The organism is Streptomyces sp. APSN-46.1, assembly GCF_022815725.1.
Lineage (GTDB): Bacteria > Actinomycetota > Actinomycetes > Streptomycetales > Streptomycetaceae > Streptomyces.
Window position 1 is genome coordinate 879,763 of record NZ_JALGRF010000001.1, and the last position, 16,824, is coordinate 896,586.

The 16,824-nt window shown below is 71.5% G+C and carries 18 protein-coding genes; 8 read left to right on the plus strand and 10 right to left on the minus strand.

Annotation, left to right across the window (positions count from 1 at the left end; all coding sequences use genetic code 11):
• Positions 1-38: 38 nt before the first annotated feature.
• Positions 39-803 carry a DUF2071 domain-containing protein gene (locus tag MTF65_RS03985; protein ID WP_243626788.1) on the minus strand — a complete coding sequence of 255 codons (765 nt, stop codon included), beginning with the start codon at positions 801-803 and terminating at the stop codon, positions 39-41.
• On the minus strand, positions 800-1,168 hold the full coding sequence (locus MTF65_RS03990) for a metalloregulator ArsR/SmtB family transcription factor (RefSeq protein WP_243626789.1): 369 nt from the start codon (positions 1,166-1,168) through the stop codon (positions 800-802). The genes MTF65_RS03985 and MTF65_RS03990 overlap by 4 nt, the downstream gene beginning before the upstream one ends.
• 174 nt (positions 1,169-1,342) lie before the next feature.
• On the opposite strand from MTF65_RS03990, the gene MTF65_RS03995 reads away from it, so the two are divergent.
• The 3 genes from MTF65_RS03995 (at position 1,343) to MTF65_RS04005 (ending at position 4,522) form a co-directional block, all read left to right on the plus strand.
• A complete protein-coding gene (locus MTF65_RS03995) occupies positions 1,343-2,713 on the plus strand; it encodes a cytochrome P450 (RefSeq protein ID WP_243626790.1) in 1,371 nt (456 codons plus the stop codon).
• Between the two features lie 111 nt (positions 2,714-2,824).
• Positions 2,825-4,126 carry a serine hydrolase gene (locus tag MTF65_RS04000; protein WP_243627302.1) on the plus strand — a complete coding sequence of 434 codons (1,302 nt, stop codon included), beginning with the start codon at positions 2,825-2,827 and terminating at the stop codon, positions 4,124-4,126.
• 141 nt (positions 4,127-4,267) lie between these two features.
• The gene (locus MTF65_RS04005; protein ID WP_243626791.1) at positions 4,268-4,522 is read left to right on the plus strand and encodes a DUF6296 family protein; all 255 of its coding nucleotides are present in this window, start codon (positions 4,268-4,270) and stop codon (positions 4,520-4,522) included.
• A 9-nt stretch (positions 4,523-4,531) separates the two neighbouring features.
• On the opposite strand, the gene MTF65_RS04010 is transcribed toward MTF65_RS04005, so the two are convergent.
• On the minus strand, positions 4,532-5,032 hold the full coding sequence (locus tag MTF65_RS04010; protein WP_243626792.1) for a hypothetical protein: 501 nt from the start codon (positions 5,030-5,032) through the stop codon (positions 4,532-4,534).
• 201 nt (positions 5,033-5,233) lie between these two features.
• On the opposite strand from MTF65_RS04010, the gene MTF65_RS04015 reads away from it, so the two are divergent.
• A complete protein-coding gene (locus MTF65_RS04015; protein ID WP_279398547.1) occupies positions 5,234-6,043 on the plus strand; it encodes a 3-hydroxybutyrate dehydrogenase in 810 nt (269 codons plus the stop codon).
• A 326-nt stretch (positions 6,044-6,369) separates the two neighbouring features.
• On the opposite strand, the gene MTF65_RS04020 is transcribed toward MTF65_RS04015, so the two are convergent.
• The 7 genes from MTF65_RS04020 to MTF65_RS04050 form a co-directional block, all read right to left on the minus strand.
• Entirely contained in the window at positions 6,370-6,735 is a 366-nt protein-coding gene (locus tag MTF65_RS04020) for a hypothetical protein (protein WP_243626793.1), read from the minus strand.
• Positions 6,736-6,793: 58 nt separating this feature from the next.
• Entirely contained in the window at positions 6,794-7,087 is a 294-nt protein-coding gene (locus MTF65_RS04025; RefSeq protein WP_243626794.1) for a hypothetical protein, read from the minus strand.
• 308 nt (positions 7,088-7,395) lie between these two features.
• Positions 7,396-7,887 carry a hypothetical protein gene (locus tag MTF65_RS04030; RefSeq protein WP_243626795.1) on the minus strand — a complete coding sequence of 164 codons (492 nt, stop codon included), beginning with the start codon at positions 7,885-7,887 and terminating at the stop codon, positions 7,396-7,398.
• A 43-nt stretch (positions 7,888-7,930) separates the two neighbouring features.
• A complete protein-coding gene (locus MTF65_RS04035; RefSeq protein WP_243626796.1) occupies positions 7,931-9,766 on the minus strand; it encodes a peroxidase family protein in 1,836 nt (611 codons plus the stop codon).
• Positions 9,767-9,820: 54 nt separating this feature from the next.
• Entirely contained in the window at positions 9,821-10,156 is a 336-nt protein-coding gene (locus MTF65_RS04040) for a hypothetical protein (protein WP_243626797.1), read from the minus strand.
• A 124-nt stretch (positions 10,157-10,280) separates the two neighbouring features.
• On the minus strand, positions 10,281-11,663 hold the full coding sequence (locus MTF65_RS04045; protein WP_243626798.1) for a Dyp-type peroxidase: 1,383 nt from the start codon (positions 11,661-11,663) through the stop codon (positions 10,281-10,283).
• Between the two features lie 16 nt (positions 11,664-11,679).
• On the minus strand, positions 11,680-13,452 hold the full coding sequence (locus MTF65_RS04050; protein ID WP_243626799.1) for a hypothetical protein: 1,773 nt from the start codon (positions 13,450-13,452) through the stop codon (positions 11,680-11,682).
• A 75-nt stretch (positions 13,453-13,527) separates the two neighbouring features.
• Here MTF65_RS04050 and MTF65_RS04055 point away from each other — a divergent pair, with 75 nt between their 5' ends.
• The 4 genes from MTF65_RS04055 (at position 13,528) to MTF65_RS04070 (ending at position 16,798) form a co-directional block, all read left to right on the plus strand.
• Complete coding sequence (locus tag MTF65_RS04055) at positions 13,528-13,743, plus strand: hypothetical protein (RefSeq protein WP_243626800.1); 216 nt, start codon at positions 13,528-13,530, stop codon at positions 13,741-13,743.
• Positions 13,744-13,783: 40 nt separating this feature from the next.
• Positions 13,784-14,044 carry a hypothetical protein gene (locus MTF65_RS04060; protein ID WP_243626801.1) on the plus strand — a complete coding sequence of 87 codons (261 nt, stop codon included), beginning with the start codon at positions 13,784-13,786 and terminating at the stop codon, positions 14,042-14,044.
• A gap of 70 nt (positions 14,045-14,114) precedes the next feature.
• A complete protein-coding gene (locus MTF65_RS04065; RefSeq protein WP_243626802.1) occupies positions 14,115-15,821 on the plus strand; it encodes a PQQ-binding-like beta-propeller repeat protein in 1,707 nt (568 codons plus the stop codon).
• A 68-nt stretch (positions 15,822-15,889) separates the two neighbouring features.
• On the plus strand, positions 15,890-16,798 hold the full coding sequence (locus MTF65_RS04070; RefSeq protein WP_308407098.1) for a hypothetical protein: 909 nt from the start codon (positions 15,890-15,892) through the stop codon (positions 16,796-16,798).
• Positions 16,799-16,824 lie beyond the last annotated feature (26 nt).

Consider the following 16,824-nt stretch of genomic DNA (forward strand, 5'->3'; position numbering starts at 1 on the left):
TCAGCTCAGGGCGTGGCCGTACCGCTCCGACAAGGGGGTCAGGTCCGGGTCTCCGAACGGCAGGCCGCGGGCAGGGCCGGCGCCGTCGGCATCTCGGGCAGCGAATGCCACCGCACGGGTACGCCGCGCATGAGCAGCACCGAGTCCAGTTCGGCCGTACCGGGCGGGAAGCGGTGCGGGTCGTCGAAGAAGCTGGAGCGCGCGGAGGTGATCCGGGCCGGTTCGACGCGCCAGGCATCGGTCCGCAGCTGCATGCCGTCCAGGTGGCGGCCCGATCGTGTCGGGGACCAGCCCTTGCTGCCGTCCCGGAAGAACGCCGACGCCTCGTCGATTCCGGAGAACAGCCGGCTCCCCTCCAGGCTCCGGGTGACCTCGGCCTCCACATCGACCCGGGTGCCGCCGTCCCGCGTCTCGTAGGCGACGCGTACGGTGTCGTCGGTCTCCCGCACGGTGAAGTCGGCGTGGCCGTGCTCGCCGGGGAAGATCCGGCCGCCCGCCCAGCGGTTGACCAGGGAGGCGGTGTCGCGGCGCGGGATGTAGACGCCGGTCTCGACGCCGTCGGGGCCGTCCCACTCGACGGAGACGCGGTGGGCCGCGTTCTCACTGCGCAGTCCGGCCGCGGCCGGAGCCCAGGCGGGCCGCACCGAACCGAGTCGCAGCAGGCAGATGCCGGCGACCGCGTGCCCCCGCGTCAGCTGGGGGCGCAGCCCTTCGGGCAGCAGCCGGGCCACGGTGTCCGGATCCACCCGGTAGTTCACCAAAAGGCGCCGCTCGATGACGCTCGCGAGCTTCGGTGGTCTCATGCGTGCTGCTCCCCGTCCCCCTGGGGCGTGCCCGCGGGTTCTCCGCCGGACCGCCATTTCGTGTGCCTGAGGACGATCTGCTCGGGGCAGACCGCGCTCAGGAACCGGCCCACGCTCGTCGCGAGCCGGTCCTCGGCCAGCGAGTAGAGGATCCGGTTGCCCTCGCGCCGCTCGGTGACCAGACCGGCGCCCTTCAGCACGCCGAGGTGGCGGGAGATGGAGGGGGCGCTGATCGAGAACCTGCCCGCGATCTCACCCGCGGCCAGCTCCCCGGACCGGAGGTCCTCAAGGATCTGCCGACGCGTCGGGTCGGCGAGCGCCCGGAACACTCCGGCGTCGTCGTCCCGCGTGATCTGTTCAGCCATGCGGCATGTTTAGCAGATTGGCTAAATAGCTGGCAACGCGACGTCCCGGCGCTCGCGCACAGGCGGCCTGTCACCCGGCACGCATGCTCCCGTACAGTGCGTGACGCCCGCGCCGCTCCGGCGGGGATCACGGGATCACGGGATCACGTACAGCGGTCGAACAGGAGGAGCCCTGTGGCCACCACAGCCGCGCACATCCCCGAAGCGGGTCGGCCCGTACCCGAGTTGGAGTCCGCCCTCGTGGAGGAGTGGCGCTCCGAGCGGGCGGAACTGGTCGATCTCATGGCCCGGGCGCGGGAGCGGCTCGGCGGTGTCGCCGCGTTCCGGCTCGGGCCGAGCCCCACGGTCCTGGTCACCGACCCCCAGGCCATCCAGCACGTGCTCGCCCTGCACCCGGACCGGTACGTCAAGCGCTCCCACCGGGCCCGCCCGCTGATCGGTGACGGCGTCCTCTCCGCCACCGGCGAGGCGTGGAAGCGGCAACGGCGGCTGCTGCAGTCCCAGTTCACCGGCACCGGGATGCGCCGCTACGAGCAGCGGATCGCGGAGGCCGCGCGCGTCACCGCCGAGCGCTGGGCCGGGTACGCCCGTACCGGGCAGACGTTCGACGTCGGGCAGGAGATGCGCCGCTTCGCCCTGGACACCATCTGGCGTTCCCTCACCGGGCACCCCCTCGACGCGGACACCGAGCGCGAACTGGCCGCCGTGGAAACCGTGGTGGCGGCCCTGCCGACGCTGCCCGCCGATTCCGTCGACGCCGAGGATGCCGCCGACGCCGACGCCGACGCCGAGGATGTCGTCGCCGCCGACGCCCGGGAAGCCGTCGCCGCCGACCTGGCCAGGATCGACGCGGTCGCCCGGCGTGCCATCGGCGCCGCCCGCGACGGCGCCGTCGGTCCTGACGGCCCGGGCCTGCTGCACGTCCTGCTCGACGCGTCGGCAGAGCGTCCGGAGTACACGGACCGCCTGATCCGCGACGAGCTGGTCACGCTGCTCGTCGCCGGGCACGAGACCACCGCCACCACCCTGACCTGGCTCCATCTGCTCCTCGACCGGCATCCCGAGGCCCGCGAGCAGGCCCTCGCCGCCGGGCCCGCGGGCTCACCGCAGCGCCGGGAGGCCGTCCAGGCCCTGGTCAGCGAGACCCTCCGGCTCTACCCGTCGGCCTGGATCCTGCCCCGGCACGCCGCCGAGGACGACACCCTGGCCGGGTACACCATCGAGGCGGGCACCGATGTCGTGGTCTGCCCGTACCTCGCGCACCGCGACCCCGTTCTGTGGCCGGACCCCGAGCGCTTCGACCCCCGCCGCTTCACCACCCCGGGCGGCCGCCCCGCCCCTCCCGGCTCGTACGTGCCCTTCGGGATCGGCCCCCGGGCCTGCCTCGGCCTGCAGTTCGCGCTGCGCGAGTCGATCGCCCTCCTTGAGCTGCTGCTTCCGGCGTACACCGTGTCCTTCCGATCCCGCCCGGCCGGGGCGGCGTACAGCATCACCGTCCGCCCGAACGGCCCGACGCCGGCCACCCTGACGGGTGGTCACTATTGACCTCGGTCGGGTGTCCTCCCCGGTCACAGGCCGGGCGGCCACGGGCGCCCGTACGCTCGGGTCCGCGATCCCGAACCCCCTTCCGTTCCCCGCAGTTGAGGGGCCGTGCGCCTGCCTTTGGATCGACGCCTGACTCTCGGTGCCGCCCTGCTCGCCGTGGTGGCCGGTGTGGCGCCGGCCACCACCGCTCACGCCGCGGCGGCTCCCCTCTCCGCCCCGGCGGAGCGGACCGCCGCGCACGCACCCGCCGCGCCCGCACCCGTCGCTCCCGATCTCGAAGCGCTGACGCAGGCGTTGAAGAACGCCCTCGCGGTCGGGGCGCCGGGCGCCATGGTCCGCGTGACCGGTCCGGGCGCGCCCCTGGCCCGGGCGGTGGGCGTCCAGGACAAGGGCACGGGCGCGGCGATGGACCCGCGGTCACGCTTCCGGATCGGCAGCGTCACCAAGACCTTCTCCAGCGTCGTCCTGCTTCAGCTGGTGGACGAGGGCAAGCTGCGCCTGGACGCGCCGGTCAACCGATACCTGCCCGGCCTGCTGCCCGACGACCGGATCACGGTGCGCCATCTGCTGAGCCACCGCAGCGGGCTGGCGGACTACACGAACAGCATGTTCGAACACACCGTGCCCGGGTTCGAGGCGGTGCGGAACAAGGTGTTCACCTATCAGGAGCTGGTCGCCCTCTCGCTGCGCGAGCCGAGGACGACCGAGCCGGGCGTGGCGTACGCGTACTCGAACACCAATTTCGTGGTCGTCGGCATGCTCATCGAGAAGGCCACCGGGCGCACGGTGGCCAAGGAGTACGAGCGCCGCGTCATCAAGCCCCTGAAGCTGAAGAACACCTCCTACGTGCACCCGTCCACCACCATCAGGGGAACGCACGCGCACGGCTACCTGCACCCGGACGAGGCGGGGGCTCCCCTGGTCGACTCCACCGAGCAGACGGTGTCCTGGGCGCAGTCCGCGGGTGCGATGATCTCGACACCGGCCGATCTGAACACCTTCATGTCCGCCCTGCTCAAGGGCAGGCTGCTGCCTGCCCGCATGCTGGACGCCATGCTCACCATGACCCCCACCGACGCCACCAACACCCGGTTCTACGGTCTGGGCCTGCGCCGCTACGACCTCTCGTGCGGTACGTCGGTGTACGGCCACACGGGCACGGTGCAGGGCTTCTACACCTACGCCTTCGCCACGCGCGACGGTCGCCGCAGCCTCGCCGCCATGGCGAACACCTCGAACCGGGGCGAGGCCAACACGGCCTTGGGCGGCACGCTCGAAGCCGCGTTCTGCGGCAAGCGCCCGGCGGCCGCGGCCCCGGCCCCGGCCCCGGCCCCGGGCGAGGCCCCGGGCAAGGCCACCGCGCGCGGCTTCGCGTCGGCGCCGGCCGAGGCGGATCTGCCGGAGCGGGGCTGACGCCGGGGGCCTCGTGAGTCCCCTGGTCGGACCTGCCCGCGGACCCGGGTACCGCGTGGTGTGTCCTGCCGCGGCGTCCGATGGTGCAGGTTGGAGGCGACCCGCTGACGTGGGCCGGCGGCTGCGATCAGGAGGCGATGGGTGAGCGAGGACGACGAAGGGCACGAGGACCGCTACGAGCTGGTGTTCGGTGGTGGCGAGCTCGGGGTGGAGGGCGAGGACGTGGTGGTCGTCTCGCGCACCGATCAGACGGGCCCGGGCGGCCATCCCGTCTACACCGATGCCACCGGGATCGTCCGGGCGGAGATCAGCGACCAGGGCGAGGTACGGATGCTGGCCTCCAGCGCTCACCAGTCCCCCGCCCACCCCGCGCGGGCCCGCCGCCCCGCCTCGTGAGCGGCGCCGTCAGCCGGCGGCGGGGGTGAGACCGGACGAGCCCAGTCGCGGGGTCCGCACCGGGGCCGGGGCCGGGTAGGTGGCCGCCTCCGCTTCCAGCACCTCGGTGATCCGGTCACGGAACTCGGAGGTCAGCAGGTCCAGGCCGCGGAGCAGTTCGAGGGCCTCGACCGTCGGCTTGGGCAGGGGACGGGCCATCCGGTCGCCGCCGCCCAGCCCGATGAACCCCTGTCTGGCCCGTTCACGCCGGCGGTGGGCCTGGTCGGCCAGGCCCGCCGTGGCGTAGCCCAGGGCGAGAGCGAGGTCCTCCAGGAACTGGCCCGATCCCCGGTGCATGTCGTCGGCGCCCTGAAGCGTCTGCACCGCGCTCCCCGCCGTCGTCCACTGGTCCTGGTCCCGGGACACACCCGTGCCGCCGAGCATCTCGCGGGCCTCGCCGAGCAGTCGGCGGGCCTGTACGACGGTGTTCATGGCGGCTATGAGCTCGGCGGTTTCGACGTCAGGGGTCATCCGGGGCCTCCAGGTGGTGAGTGCTGGGGGAACCGTAGAAGACGACAGGGCCTCCGCACCATGCCTGAGCGGGCCCGATACCGACGGACATCCGCCGTATCGCCGGCGGCCCGGCATGGCGGCCGACCCCACAGCCCCGGCCCGGAGTGTGGTGCCTGACGCCATGGGCGGGGCGGCGGGCCGTCCTTAGGGTTGCGGACCATGACGAGCAAACTTCCTCCCGCGCTTCCCCTGCCCGCGCCCGGTTCCGCGGGCGGTTCCGCGGGCGTGGATCTACGGGGGCGCGTCGCGCTGGTGACCGGTGGCGGCAGCGGTATCGGCCGCGCCTGCGCCGTGGCCCTGGCCGCGGCCGGCGCCGCCGTGCATGTCGTCGACATCGACGGGGAGTCGGCCGAAGCGGTGGCCGGCCTCGTCGGCGGGCGGGCGCACGTCGCCGACCTGGCCGACCCGGCCGCCGTCGAGGGGCTCCCCGCCGCCGTCGACATCCTGGTCAACAGCGCGGGCCTCCAGCACGTCGCCCCCATCACGGAGTTCCCGGCCGAGCGTTTCGCCCTGATCCAGCAGGTGATGGTCACCGCGCCGTTCCTGCTGCTGCGCCGCCTGCTGCCGCACATGTACGCCTCCGGCTGGGGCCGGGTGGTCAATATCTCCAGCGTGCACGGGCTGCGGGCCAGCGCCTACAAATCCGCCTACGTCGCGGCCAAGCACGGGCTGGAGGGGCTGAGCAAGGTCACGGCGATCGAGGGCGCCCCGTACGGGGTGACCAGCAACTGCGTCAGCCCCGGTTATGTGCGTACTCCCCTGGTCGAGGGCCAGATCGAGGACCAGGCCGCCGCGCACGGCATCGGCGCCGGGGACGTGCTGTCGGATGTGCTGCTGACGCGCTCCGCGATCAAACGCCTGATCGAGCCCGAGGAGGTCGCGGCGGCCGTCCTGTGGCTGTGCGGACCCCACACCGGCTACATCACCGGCGCCTCCCTGCCACTGGACGGCGGCTGGGGCGCACACTGACCCCGGCCCCGGCCTCACGGACGGCGCCGGGTGCGCGGCAGAACCCCGTCGCCCGTCGGTTCTCTGCTCCGGGGGACCTCCCGGCCCTCCCGGGACCACTGCGCGAGGAGCGCGTCATAGATCGGTGTATCCGTCTCCCCGGGCGGTCCCGCCGCCGGTGGGGGCGGTACGGGCTGCCGGGCGGGCATCGCTGCCACGGAACTCACGCGTGTCATACAAGACTGAACGATCCTCCGCTCCCAGAGGTCGCGAGGCGTTATCAGGATGTGTCCGGACCCACCCTGTCCGGACCCGCCCTTCCGCCGCACCGCGAGGTACGCGGCGCGTCACACGCGGTCCCTGGGCACGAGGGGTAGCAGGGCACGGACGAACTCTCCCGGATCGGGGACGGAGACGGCCAGCCTGCGAAACGGCGCGCTGCCGCCCAGTTCGATGCACAGCACGGGCCCGCCCGCCTTCACGGCGGCGAAGTCCTCCCCGTCCCCGTGCCGCCGCACGCCCCGGCACCAGCGCGCCGGAATCCACCAGCCCGTCTTGGACACGCCGCGCAGCGCACGCCACCAGTCGGGTTCGACGTACACCTCGCGCAGCACGGACACCGGCACGCGCACCTCATGCCGGTGCGCGGCCGCCGTCTCCCACGGGGAGAGCCGGACGACGATGTCCGAGTCCTCCAGGGTTACCCGCGCCATGACGCTCCAGAGGTTCCGTAGGCTCCAGTGGCTCCAGTGGCTCCAGACGCTCCGCGCTTCAGGCCGCGTGCGTGGCCCAGTGGGCGGGGACGCCGCTGCCGCCTCCCTCGCGGAGCGCCTCCACCACGGCCTGGTGCAGATCCCGGCTCTCCGGCTCGGAGACGCACTCCACCGGGCTGCCGGCCAGCGTGAACCAGTCCGATGAGCCGCTGTACTGCACCGCGACCTGGGCTTCGGCGCCCGTCCAGGTCGTGTGCACGGTCAGATTGCCCGAGATGACGCCCGCCTCCTCCGTACGGACTCCTCCGGCTCCCGGATAGATCCCCGTCGTCGTCCACGATGCCCAGGCCATCGCGTTCCTCCTCCCTGGCGTGCCAAACCTCCGGCAGCTGGATTTCCTCCTCTTGGTCTACCCACATTGGCCCCATTCGTCACGGGGGGCTCTCATGGAGTACAGACCGGTCCCGTCGCGGAAAGGTACGCCCATGTACGAGATGCGCGCCGAGTCCACAGCCGACCGATGCCAGCTGCTCTGGCACGTGATAGCGAAGGACACGACCTTCAGCACGCTGTGCGGATCCCACCTCAGCCCCGACCAGGCCGCCCCCTCGGCGGTCGAGCCCGAAGCGGAGCGCTACTGCGCCCCCTGTATGCATGCCTTCAGCAGGGAGATCCACGTGCGCGGCGCCGCCGTCCCCGTGCGGTCCACGCCCGAGCCGTGAGGGCGATCGACCCGTCGGCCGCCCGGGGCAGAGCGGTACGCAGCCGTTCGCGCAGCTCCGCGCGGTGGCCGTCGGGGAGCGAGGCCAGGTAGCCGGGAGCCGGCCCCTGCCCTCCCAGGAACGGACTCCAGTAGTCGTCGAAGTCCTCGAACCTTGTCGGCACGTTGATCGCGCGGGCCTCCACCTCATCGAGGCCCGCGCCGATCAGCAGCTCGCGCAGCGGCGTCAGGCCGCACAAGGGGAACCTGGCCGCCTCGTCCAGGGCGCGGGCCCGCCGGTCGATGGCACGGGCGGCGTCCCAGAAGGCGCGGATGGCCCGCATACCGCCTTCGCCGTAATCCCAGAGGTAGACGCCCACCCAACCGCCGGGACGGACCACTCGCACCATCTCGGCGGCCGCGCGCGCCGGGTCCGGTACGAAGTTGCCCACATCGGCCCACCTCCCACGGCGCGGGGCCGGTGCGGCGGAAGCCTCACGGGCCGGCGCCGAGCGTCTTCCACGGGGCGAAGGCGTTGTCCACCGACCGCATGGACGACCGCAGCTCCGGGAAGTGCCGCAGCAGCACGCTGACCATGCTGTTGTTCTCGATCCAGTCCAGACCGGTCTGCGTGTACACCTGAGGCGTGTAGTCCTTGGTCAGGAACCGGTCACTGTTGAGGCGGCGCGACGCCATGAGGATGAAGACCCGGAAGGCCGTGTCGCTGAAGGCGAAGCCCTTCGGGCGGGGCTCGGCGTACAGGCCCACCATGAGGTCCACGGCTTCAATGTCGTTGTCGTACGTCCGTCGCAGCTCCTCGGCCCAGACCGGGTTGTCCGTGAGCGACGCGAAGTCGGCGGCGGGCTTGAGGTGGAGCTGACGCCTGAACTCGTTGTACCGCGGCACGCCCATCTCGCGGATCCGCAGCACGTCCACGGCCGCCAGGTCCATGAGCTTCTCGTCCGGCCGCTGGAACTCCTGGAGGAACTTGGGGTAGTTGTGCAGGGTCACCAGGCCGGGATGCGAGGTGCCGAAGGAGTAGAACAGGTCCGGCAGACCGTGCTTGCCGAAGAGCTCGTACGCGTGATGACCCGTCAGCTCCCGGAAATTCGCCTGCTGGAGCGGCGAGTTGTCCACGGCTGACCGGAAGCTCCAGTCGTCGGGTACCAGCGGATGCATCCGATAGACCGCCACGAACTCTTCGGTGAGCGCGTACGGAACGCCGAAGTGGTCGGTACGGCCGCCCACGATGCCGCTGAGCACCTCGTTGTCGCTGATCCGGCCGAGCACCCGCTGGACCCGCTCGCCCAGCAGGCCGTACCAGTTGGCGCGCAGTGCGGTGACGGTCGTCGGGTGGCTGAGGACGGCGGGCGTCCACTCCACGGTGTGGATCTTCGCGATGAGCGCCGCGTTGATCAGACGCGCTCGCTGGAAGATCTGCTCGTCCGACCAGTGCGGGAACTCCTTGCGCAGCCGGTCGCAGATGGCGTTGTGCTCCAGGATGAACACGTAGTGCATCATCAGGAGGCCCAGCCAGAACCCAGGGGTGTTGGCGGGATCCAGCTCGGGGTCATCGGGGAACAGCGAGCCGTTGCGGGGCACGCGGAGTTTGCCGTCCTCGCCCGAGCGGAGCCGGCGCTGCGTCGCGAGGTCGCTGCCGTACAGCTGGGACGCGTCCCACCAGTGCGAGTGCTCGTTGATGAACGTCGGCGGCAGGCCGTCGCCGCCCTCCGGGCGGGTGGGGTCGGAGAGGGTTCGAGGCACGAGCATCGGCGGGGCCGGCCACGGGTCGCCCTCCACCAGCTCGATCTGCCAGGGATGGTCGATGGCGCCCTGGCCATGGCTGACCCAGTCGCGGACCATGAACTGGAGCCACGAGGCCACGAGGGCGTTGACGGATTCGGCCGGGATGAACTCGTGCCGGGTGAGGAGGGCTCGGCTGACCTCCCGAGGGCTCGGGGTCAGGATCCGCGGCTCGGGCTCGGGAAAGGTCTCCTCCGGTGGGACGTTGCGGCCGAACCGCGACCGCGCCATGCCCATGCGCGGATGGTCGAGGTCGTTGTACGTACCGTCCGCGGTGCGCTCGGTGAGGTGCCGGGCGGACGGGGGCTCGATGTCCGGCAGGTTCTGCGCCGGGTAGGTGCTGGTGTCGTGGAGGTTCTTGCGGCGCAGGTTGTTGCGCAGGCCCATGAGGGTCAACAGGCCGAACGGCGTGGGCAGATGCTGCCAGCCGACCTTGTGGTCGACGGCCAGCGCCAGTTTGTTGTACAGCTCCACGAACGACGCACCGGTGCCGGAGCCGGAGCCGGAGCCATCGGATTCTTTGCGCATGGTGGAATTCCTTCCGGCCTCGAATGCGATGTGCCCTGGATCAGGTGCCCGTGATCAGCCGTGGGGACCCCGCCGCGGCCACTGGGCCACCAGCGTGAGGGCGACATTGACCGTCGAGATCGCTGTGGCGGCTGCCGCCGCGCGCGGTGAGAGAGTGCCGCACCGGCCGGCGGAGGCGGCCGACAGCGCGTCGCTGGCGTGGATGAACGTGCCGACGCGCAGTGCCTGGGCGATCCTGTCCGCGTCCTTGAGGAGCAGCAGCTCCGCGCCGATGACCACGGTGCGCACACCGAACATGCGCAGGACGTAGACGAAGGCCGGCTGGGTCTCGTCCGCCCCCAGTCGACGAGCCACCACCTGCGGGGCCAGTAGCGCCGCCACACCGTTCACCAGACGGATTCCAGCCAGGCTGTATCGCGCAACTGAGCGCGCGTCCATGGCCAGTACCCCTTTCGAAGGGGGAATTGTCCTACTCCATACGACGATAGTCGAGGTTGACGTGATGCGCTCGCGCTCACTCGCAGAGGTAGCGAAGCGCCCGGCATCCGGGGAGGAAGAAGTAGGCGCCGCCCTGGACGGTGACGAACCGCGGCAGGTCGCGGTAGCGGGTGCGTACCGGCCTGGCCTGCACGGTGAACGTCGAACGGTGGTTCTGGCGTGGCGCGACGACCGGGTCCGGACCGTCGTACAGCCCGTTGAAGTGGGGGTTGTTCAGCCATGTGTGCTGGATGAACTCGAACTGGCGGGAGAGGTTGGCGTTGAGGCAGAGGAAGTGCAGGCCGCTCTCCGGCGCGCCGCTTCCCGTGTCGGCCTGCCCGTAGGCGCGGCCGCGGCGCAGGATCCGGTGGCGTTGGCCGATGGCGATCGACCGCGCCGATCCGGGGTCGGGATCGAGCGAGTCCCGCGGATTGGCGCGGCGGATGTGGGCCCCGAGCGGGCAGCTCAGGCCGTCCGGGTCGGTGGCGAAGTAGCCGAAGTCGTTGTCCGAGGCGAGATTCGGGTCGTCGTGCCGTGGCGCGTGCACCAGTGGCGCCCCGCTGGGCCAGCGTCCCATCATGCGGGCCGCCAGCGCGCCCTGCGCCTCGGGATCGGGGTCGCCGTCGGGGCGCCGGGTGGCGTCTTCGAGGTACCTCCGGAACCCTTCGACGTCCTGATGGAGCTGCCGCAGCACCAGATAGCTGCCGTTGCGGCCGAAATCCGCCTCGCCGCCGCCCGGCACGCGGGGCAGCAGGCCGGCGGGATCGTCCGAGGAGGGCAGCAGCGGCCGGTCCGTGAGCAGGCCGTACTCGTTGGTGTAGCCGAGGACGAACTCGCCGGCCTTGACGGCCCCGTCGCCGGCGGGCGCCTTGGACAGCCCTTCGATCAGCGGTTGGGAGATGCCGTCCCGGAAGCCGAAGGGCTCGCGGTCGGTCAGCTCGGCCGTTCCCAGCCGCGCGACCTCGGTGAGGGCTCCGTCGGCGAGGACGTCCTGGCGCACCTGCGACTCCAGCCGCTCCAGGAGCCGCTCGTCGCGGGCGTAGAGCAGGACGAGGGCGTGTACGGGCGGCGTGTCGGGGCCGCCCCATCGCCAGTGCCGGGGCGCGTTCTCCCCCACGTCGCCGAGGAGGCGGGAGCGGTTGGCTTCGGCCATGCCGGAGACGAACTCCTGGGAAAACCCGGTGAGATCGGCTGTCTCCAGCCCCAGGCACCGCATGCCTTCGGAGGTGAAGGCGAGGTTCAGGGCCGTCTCCGAGGGCTCCGCGCGGCCGTTCGTCGCCCGCAGGGCCAGCCTCCCGAGCGCGGGACGGGCGGCCGCGGGGTCGTCGACCGCCAGCAGCAGGAAGGAGGCCGACTTCAAGGTGCTGTAGCCACGGGCGACGATGCCCTGGATGTCGCCGAGTTCCAGGGGTACTGCCATCAGGTCACGCCCTTCACTAGAGCAGGGCGAGCCAGGCCTGGGTCTCGGCCGGGCCGAGCTCTGCGAAGAGGCCCGCACGGATACGGGCGTTGGTGTCGAGGTTGTGGGTGGTCAGGGTGTCGTACGCGGAATACCAGACCTCCGTCGGCAACTGGCGGCAGCGCAGGTAGTGCTTGAAGGCGAGTTCGTCCTCGGCGCCGTCCCGCAGGAGCCACCGGGTGCGGGGATAGCCGTGCCCGTTGCTGAAGACGGCGTTGAGACCCCACGCGACCTTGTCGATGAAGTCGTCCATGTAGCTTTCCAGGCTGCCGTCGTAGTTGCTCGCGAAGATCACGCGCCGCCTGTCGTCGAGGAACAGCCAGCGGGCGAAGTGAATGGTCTTGACGCCGGCGAGGTTCCCCCGGTTGAAGAGGTGGCGCACGCCGTAGTCCACGACGAACAGGATCCCGGTCAGCGTCGCCAGCCTGAACCGGCCGGGCTTGACCAGCCCGACCGCGGTGAAGGGGTTCTGCGCGGCGAAGTCCTCGCAGGCGGCGAGCCTGGCCACGTGGTCCCGGCCGGGGCGCTCCCGGCTGGGGACGTCACGCCACTCGTGCCACCGCACCAGTACGGCCCAGACCGGCAGGACGAACACGAGGACCGGCAGGAGCGCGAGCGCCGCCAACGGGACCGCCACGAGGTGCGCCGCCTGCCTGATCCGCCACCGCAGATCCGGCGGCGGCGCCGGCGAGCGCGCCCAGGCCAGGTCTTCGCGGCCGGTGACGTACCTCTGGATGGCGGTTCGTACGTCGGCGGGGCTACGACCGGACAGGTCGGGGCCGTGCTGGTCGAGGAACTCCTCGATCGCCTCGCGCAGCCGCTCCTCCTGCCGGATCTGGTGGAGCCCCCGGCCGACGGTGTTGACGTAGAAGGCCGAGCTGGGAACGCGGTGGGCCCGCAGCCATGCGATCCGCGCCCGGTCCGAGACGCTGCCGGCCGGATAGCCCTCGCAGTGCCCGAACACCTTCCCGAGTCCGGCGCCGGCCTTGCGGGCCAGGTCGGCGAGATGCGCGTCCAGCGGCGCGTCCACCTCGCTCATGTAGACGATGCTCGCCGGAATCTCCGCACCGGCGTGGTCCGTCCCCTGGGGGACCAGGACCAGCCGCGCGAAGTGGACGCCCGCCAGTTCGGCGAACGGGATGAACTCGCCCGCGGCGCCCTTGCGGTTGGCCTCGGTCAGGAGCTCCTGTACGTCGGCCACGTGGTCCGGGGGCACGACGGCCCGGATGGTGACGGCGATCTGGTGCGTCCTCCTCTTCGCGGATCGACCGGGTGGTCCGGATGGTCCGGGTGGTCCGGCTGAACCGGGCGCGCGCAGAACGAAGTTGAGGATCTTGCGTTGCCCCCAGTAGACGATCCCGAGGTGGACGCCGGGCGCGATCTCGCGAATCTCGTCACGAATCCGGTGCGCGAGGACCGAGGTCCGCGAGTAGTCCAGTACGGTGCATTCCTTGTCGTCGAACCAACTCGGGCCCCGGTAGACCTTCGCCCGTATCGCGGGCACCCCGAACGGCGTGAGCCTGTTGCGCAGTTCACCCCGATCGGCGTCGAAGACCTTGCCCTTCCACGCGAGGAGCCGCACGAGCCCGGCGGCCGCCTTCGACACCCTGGCACCGCGCCCCAGAAGGACCGTGCCGCGCGTCTCACCGACGGGTATCTCCCCGGCTGGGCTGATGTGGAACAGCTGATCGAGAGCCTGGCGTGACATGGCCGGCAGCCGCTCGACATCCACCCCCGTGTCATGCCTCATCGCACACCTCCGTGCGCCACACCCATCGTATTTCAGCCCGCCTCCCCCGGCACCTCGCGGGACCACTCAGCTGATGTGAGACGCCGTGCCAGCCCCGGATTCGCGGTCACCGCCGTCCGGGCGGGCGCCCCAGTCTTCCCGCTGCCCTCGAAGTGGCTCGTCACGATCGGCGAGCCGATCCCCGCCCCGCCGCGACCCGATTCGTTCACCGCCCGCTCCGCCGCGGCCCACGCCGCGGTGCAGGCCCTGGTGGACCGGGAACGGCGCCGGCGGGACACGCCGTTCTGGTAGCGCGGCCCGGGCCCGGTACCCGACGCGCACCCTCCATCGGGTGCTGGTCGATCCCCAGGCCCAACTCGGCGGTGAGGCCGTCCAGGATGCGCTGGTTCGCCCGCACACCACCGCTGCAACCCGAGACGAGGTCGAACGCCGGTACCTGGCCCGAGCCCCGCCGCGCCGCGACTTCCGGGGCCCGGCCGGGAGGATCCGTTCCGGGGACGTGGTGGCCAGGACGACCGCGTCCGCGGCGGACGCCCCGGCAGCCGTCAGCGCGTGCCGGCCCGCCCGTACTGCCATCGCCGGGGCCGGATGACGGATCGGACGACCTGAACTCGTCTAGAAATCTGTTCCAGAACGGTTGTCTCACCGGACACACTTGCCCCATGACCGGTCGCGACTTCGGCGAACTGCCGGACCCTGATGCGCAGTGGCACGGCGACCAGGGCGCGGGTGCCACCCCGCCGCCCGGCGCCTGGCCGCCGCAGCTGCCCACCGCCCAGCCCGGCTTCGGCCCGCCCTACGGCTACCAGGCGCCGCCGCCCCCCGGTTTCGGGCCCCCGCCCGACTACCCGTACGCGCAGCCGCAGCAGTTCGGACCTCCGTCGCCGCCCGCCCCCGGCGGGGGGAGGAGGAACCCGTTCAAGGGCGGACCCGCCGTGCTGATCGCCGCGTTGGTCGCGGGCGTGCTGCTGCTCGTCGGCGGCTCCGTGTACGCGTTGGTCGGCTCCGGCCGCGACGAGCCCGGGGAGCCGGCGGCCAAGGGCACGGAATCGGCCGTGCCATCCGGTTCCCCCTCGGTCGACCAGGGCGACGGCAAGGGCCCGGGCGGCGGCTCGGACGGCTACGACCCCAATGCGGGGATCAAGGCGGGCGAGGCGCGGGTCTGGCTGGCAGAGAACAAGACCGAGCTGCCCGGCGCGGGGGCCAGTCAGTACGGCCCGTGGCGGGTGGGCGACGTGGTGGTCAAGGCCATGTTCAAGGAGGTCACCGCCTATGCGGTGGCCGACGGCCAGGAGAAGTGGAAGGTCGCGTTGGAGACTCCGCTGTGCGGAGTTCCCCAGGCCCCGACCGCGAGCGGAAAACTGGTCGTCGGCGTCCGCGCGAACGACAGCGCGGAGGCCTATTGCACCCATCTTCAGCAGATCGACCTCGCCACGGGCAAGGCCGGCTGGAAGGTGGAGGTACCGCCGGAGAACTCCCGTGATTCCACACGCGAGTTCGGGATGGTGATCAGCGGAGATACCGTCACCGTCGCCCGGTCGATCATCGTGAGCGGCTTCTCGGTCACCGACGGCAGAAAGCTGTTCGGTACGTCGAAGACGGGCAACTGCTATCCCACGGGCTTCGGCGGGGGCGCCAAGCTGATCGGCCTGCTGAACTGTCCCGACGCCAAGGACCCGGCCGGCCGCTCCCAGGTCATGATCCAGGAACTCGACCCGGCGAGCGGCACGCCCAAGTGGAGCTACACGTACGAAAAGGGATGGAATCTCGGCCGGGTCTATTCCATGGACCCCCTGGTCATGGCGGCCTACAACTCCGAGCAGAAGGTGTGGAACATCACCGCCTTCGGCGCCGACGGAAAAATCCGCTCGCAGAACGAGGCGAAATTCGGGGTCACCGGCCGGTGCAACGGCTGGGGCGACGGAACGAACGGCCTCCACTATTGCGACGGCGCCGTGGTCGACGGCGATACGCTCTACATCGCCGGGGGCAAGCCCGGCGCCAGTCTCGGCATCGACAAAGCGGACGAGGTCATCGCGTTCGACCTGAACAGCGGTCAAGAGAAATGGCATTCGGCCGCACCCAAGGGACGCACCGTGTGGCCGCTGGCGGTCGAGGACGGCAAGATCCTCGTGTACATCGAGCCCGGCGCCGGGGAAGCGGGCGCGATCGCGACGCTCCCGCCGACCGGTGGGGACCCGCACGTGATCCTGCAGAGCCCGGCCGCCGCCAAGGGCGCAGAATCCGTCTTCTACGCTCACGGTGTGCGCCTGACCTGGGCCGGCGGGCGGCTCTTCCTGCTCAACGGCCGGGTGAAGAGCCCGGAGCCCAAGAAGGTGGACCACGCGATCCTGTCGTTCGGCCGGTAGGGAGCCTATCGTTGATCGCCATGTGGCCAGGACAGCAGACGCCCGGGGACGGGCAGGACCGGCAGAACGTGAGCCAGAACCCTTATCAGCAGCCGGACTTCGGGCAGCGGCCCGGCAATCAGCCTCCGGGGACCCCGTATCCGATGGGCACGTTCGGGCCGCCGCCCCCGCCCCCTCCCCCTCCCCTGCCTGCGCCTGCGCGCAACGGCCGGAAGAAGCCGACCGCCACCGTCGTGGCGGTGTGCGCGGCGGCCGCCGTGCTCGTCATCGCCGCCGCTGTCACCGGGGGCGTGCTCCTCAAGGACGACGGAAAGGGCGGCATACCCGCCTCCAGCCCCCAGGCACCGGACGGGTCCGGCGCCGTGAAGGCGACGATCCCGGGGTGGAAGACCGTGGTCAACCCCGCGCACGGAACCGCCTTCGACGTCCCGGCCGACTGGGAAGTCCTCTCCCCCACCGTGTTCAGCGGCTACTCGGACCACGCGGATCCCGGCAAGACGATCATCGGGCACACGGCACCGGTCTTCTACAAGTCCAAGTGGTGCAGCGTCGATGCGGACGGCGACGGCACGGTGGACGACTTCGGGCTCGCCTCCGCCGGCACCAAGGGCGCCGAAGGCGCCAAGGACACCGACGAGGTCGCGGAGAAGACGGCGACGAGCTGGGTCTACGCCGCGTACACCCAGCCGGACAAGGCCGCCGTCAAATGGGACAAGCCGGTGCCGTACACCACCAAGTCCGGCGTCCGGGGCAGCTACGTCAAGGCGCACTCCGAGGGCGCCAAGCAGACCGATTCATGCTCCGGCGAGGGCCAGGCGATCGCCTTCGGCTTCAAGAACTCCAAGGGCGACTTCGTCGCTTGGGACTTCTACGGCAGAACGGGCGTGCCCGGCGCCGTCAGCGACGAACTCGTCATGCGCATCCTGAGCACGGTCCGACTGGCGGGCGACCCCGTACCTCCGCCACCAGCCCCGTAGGCCGCCGGCCGTCACCGGCCCACCAG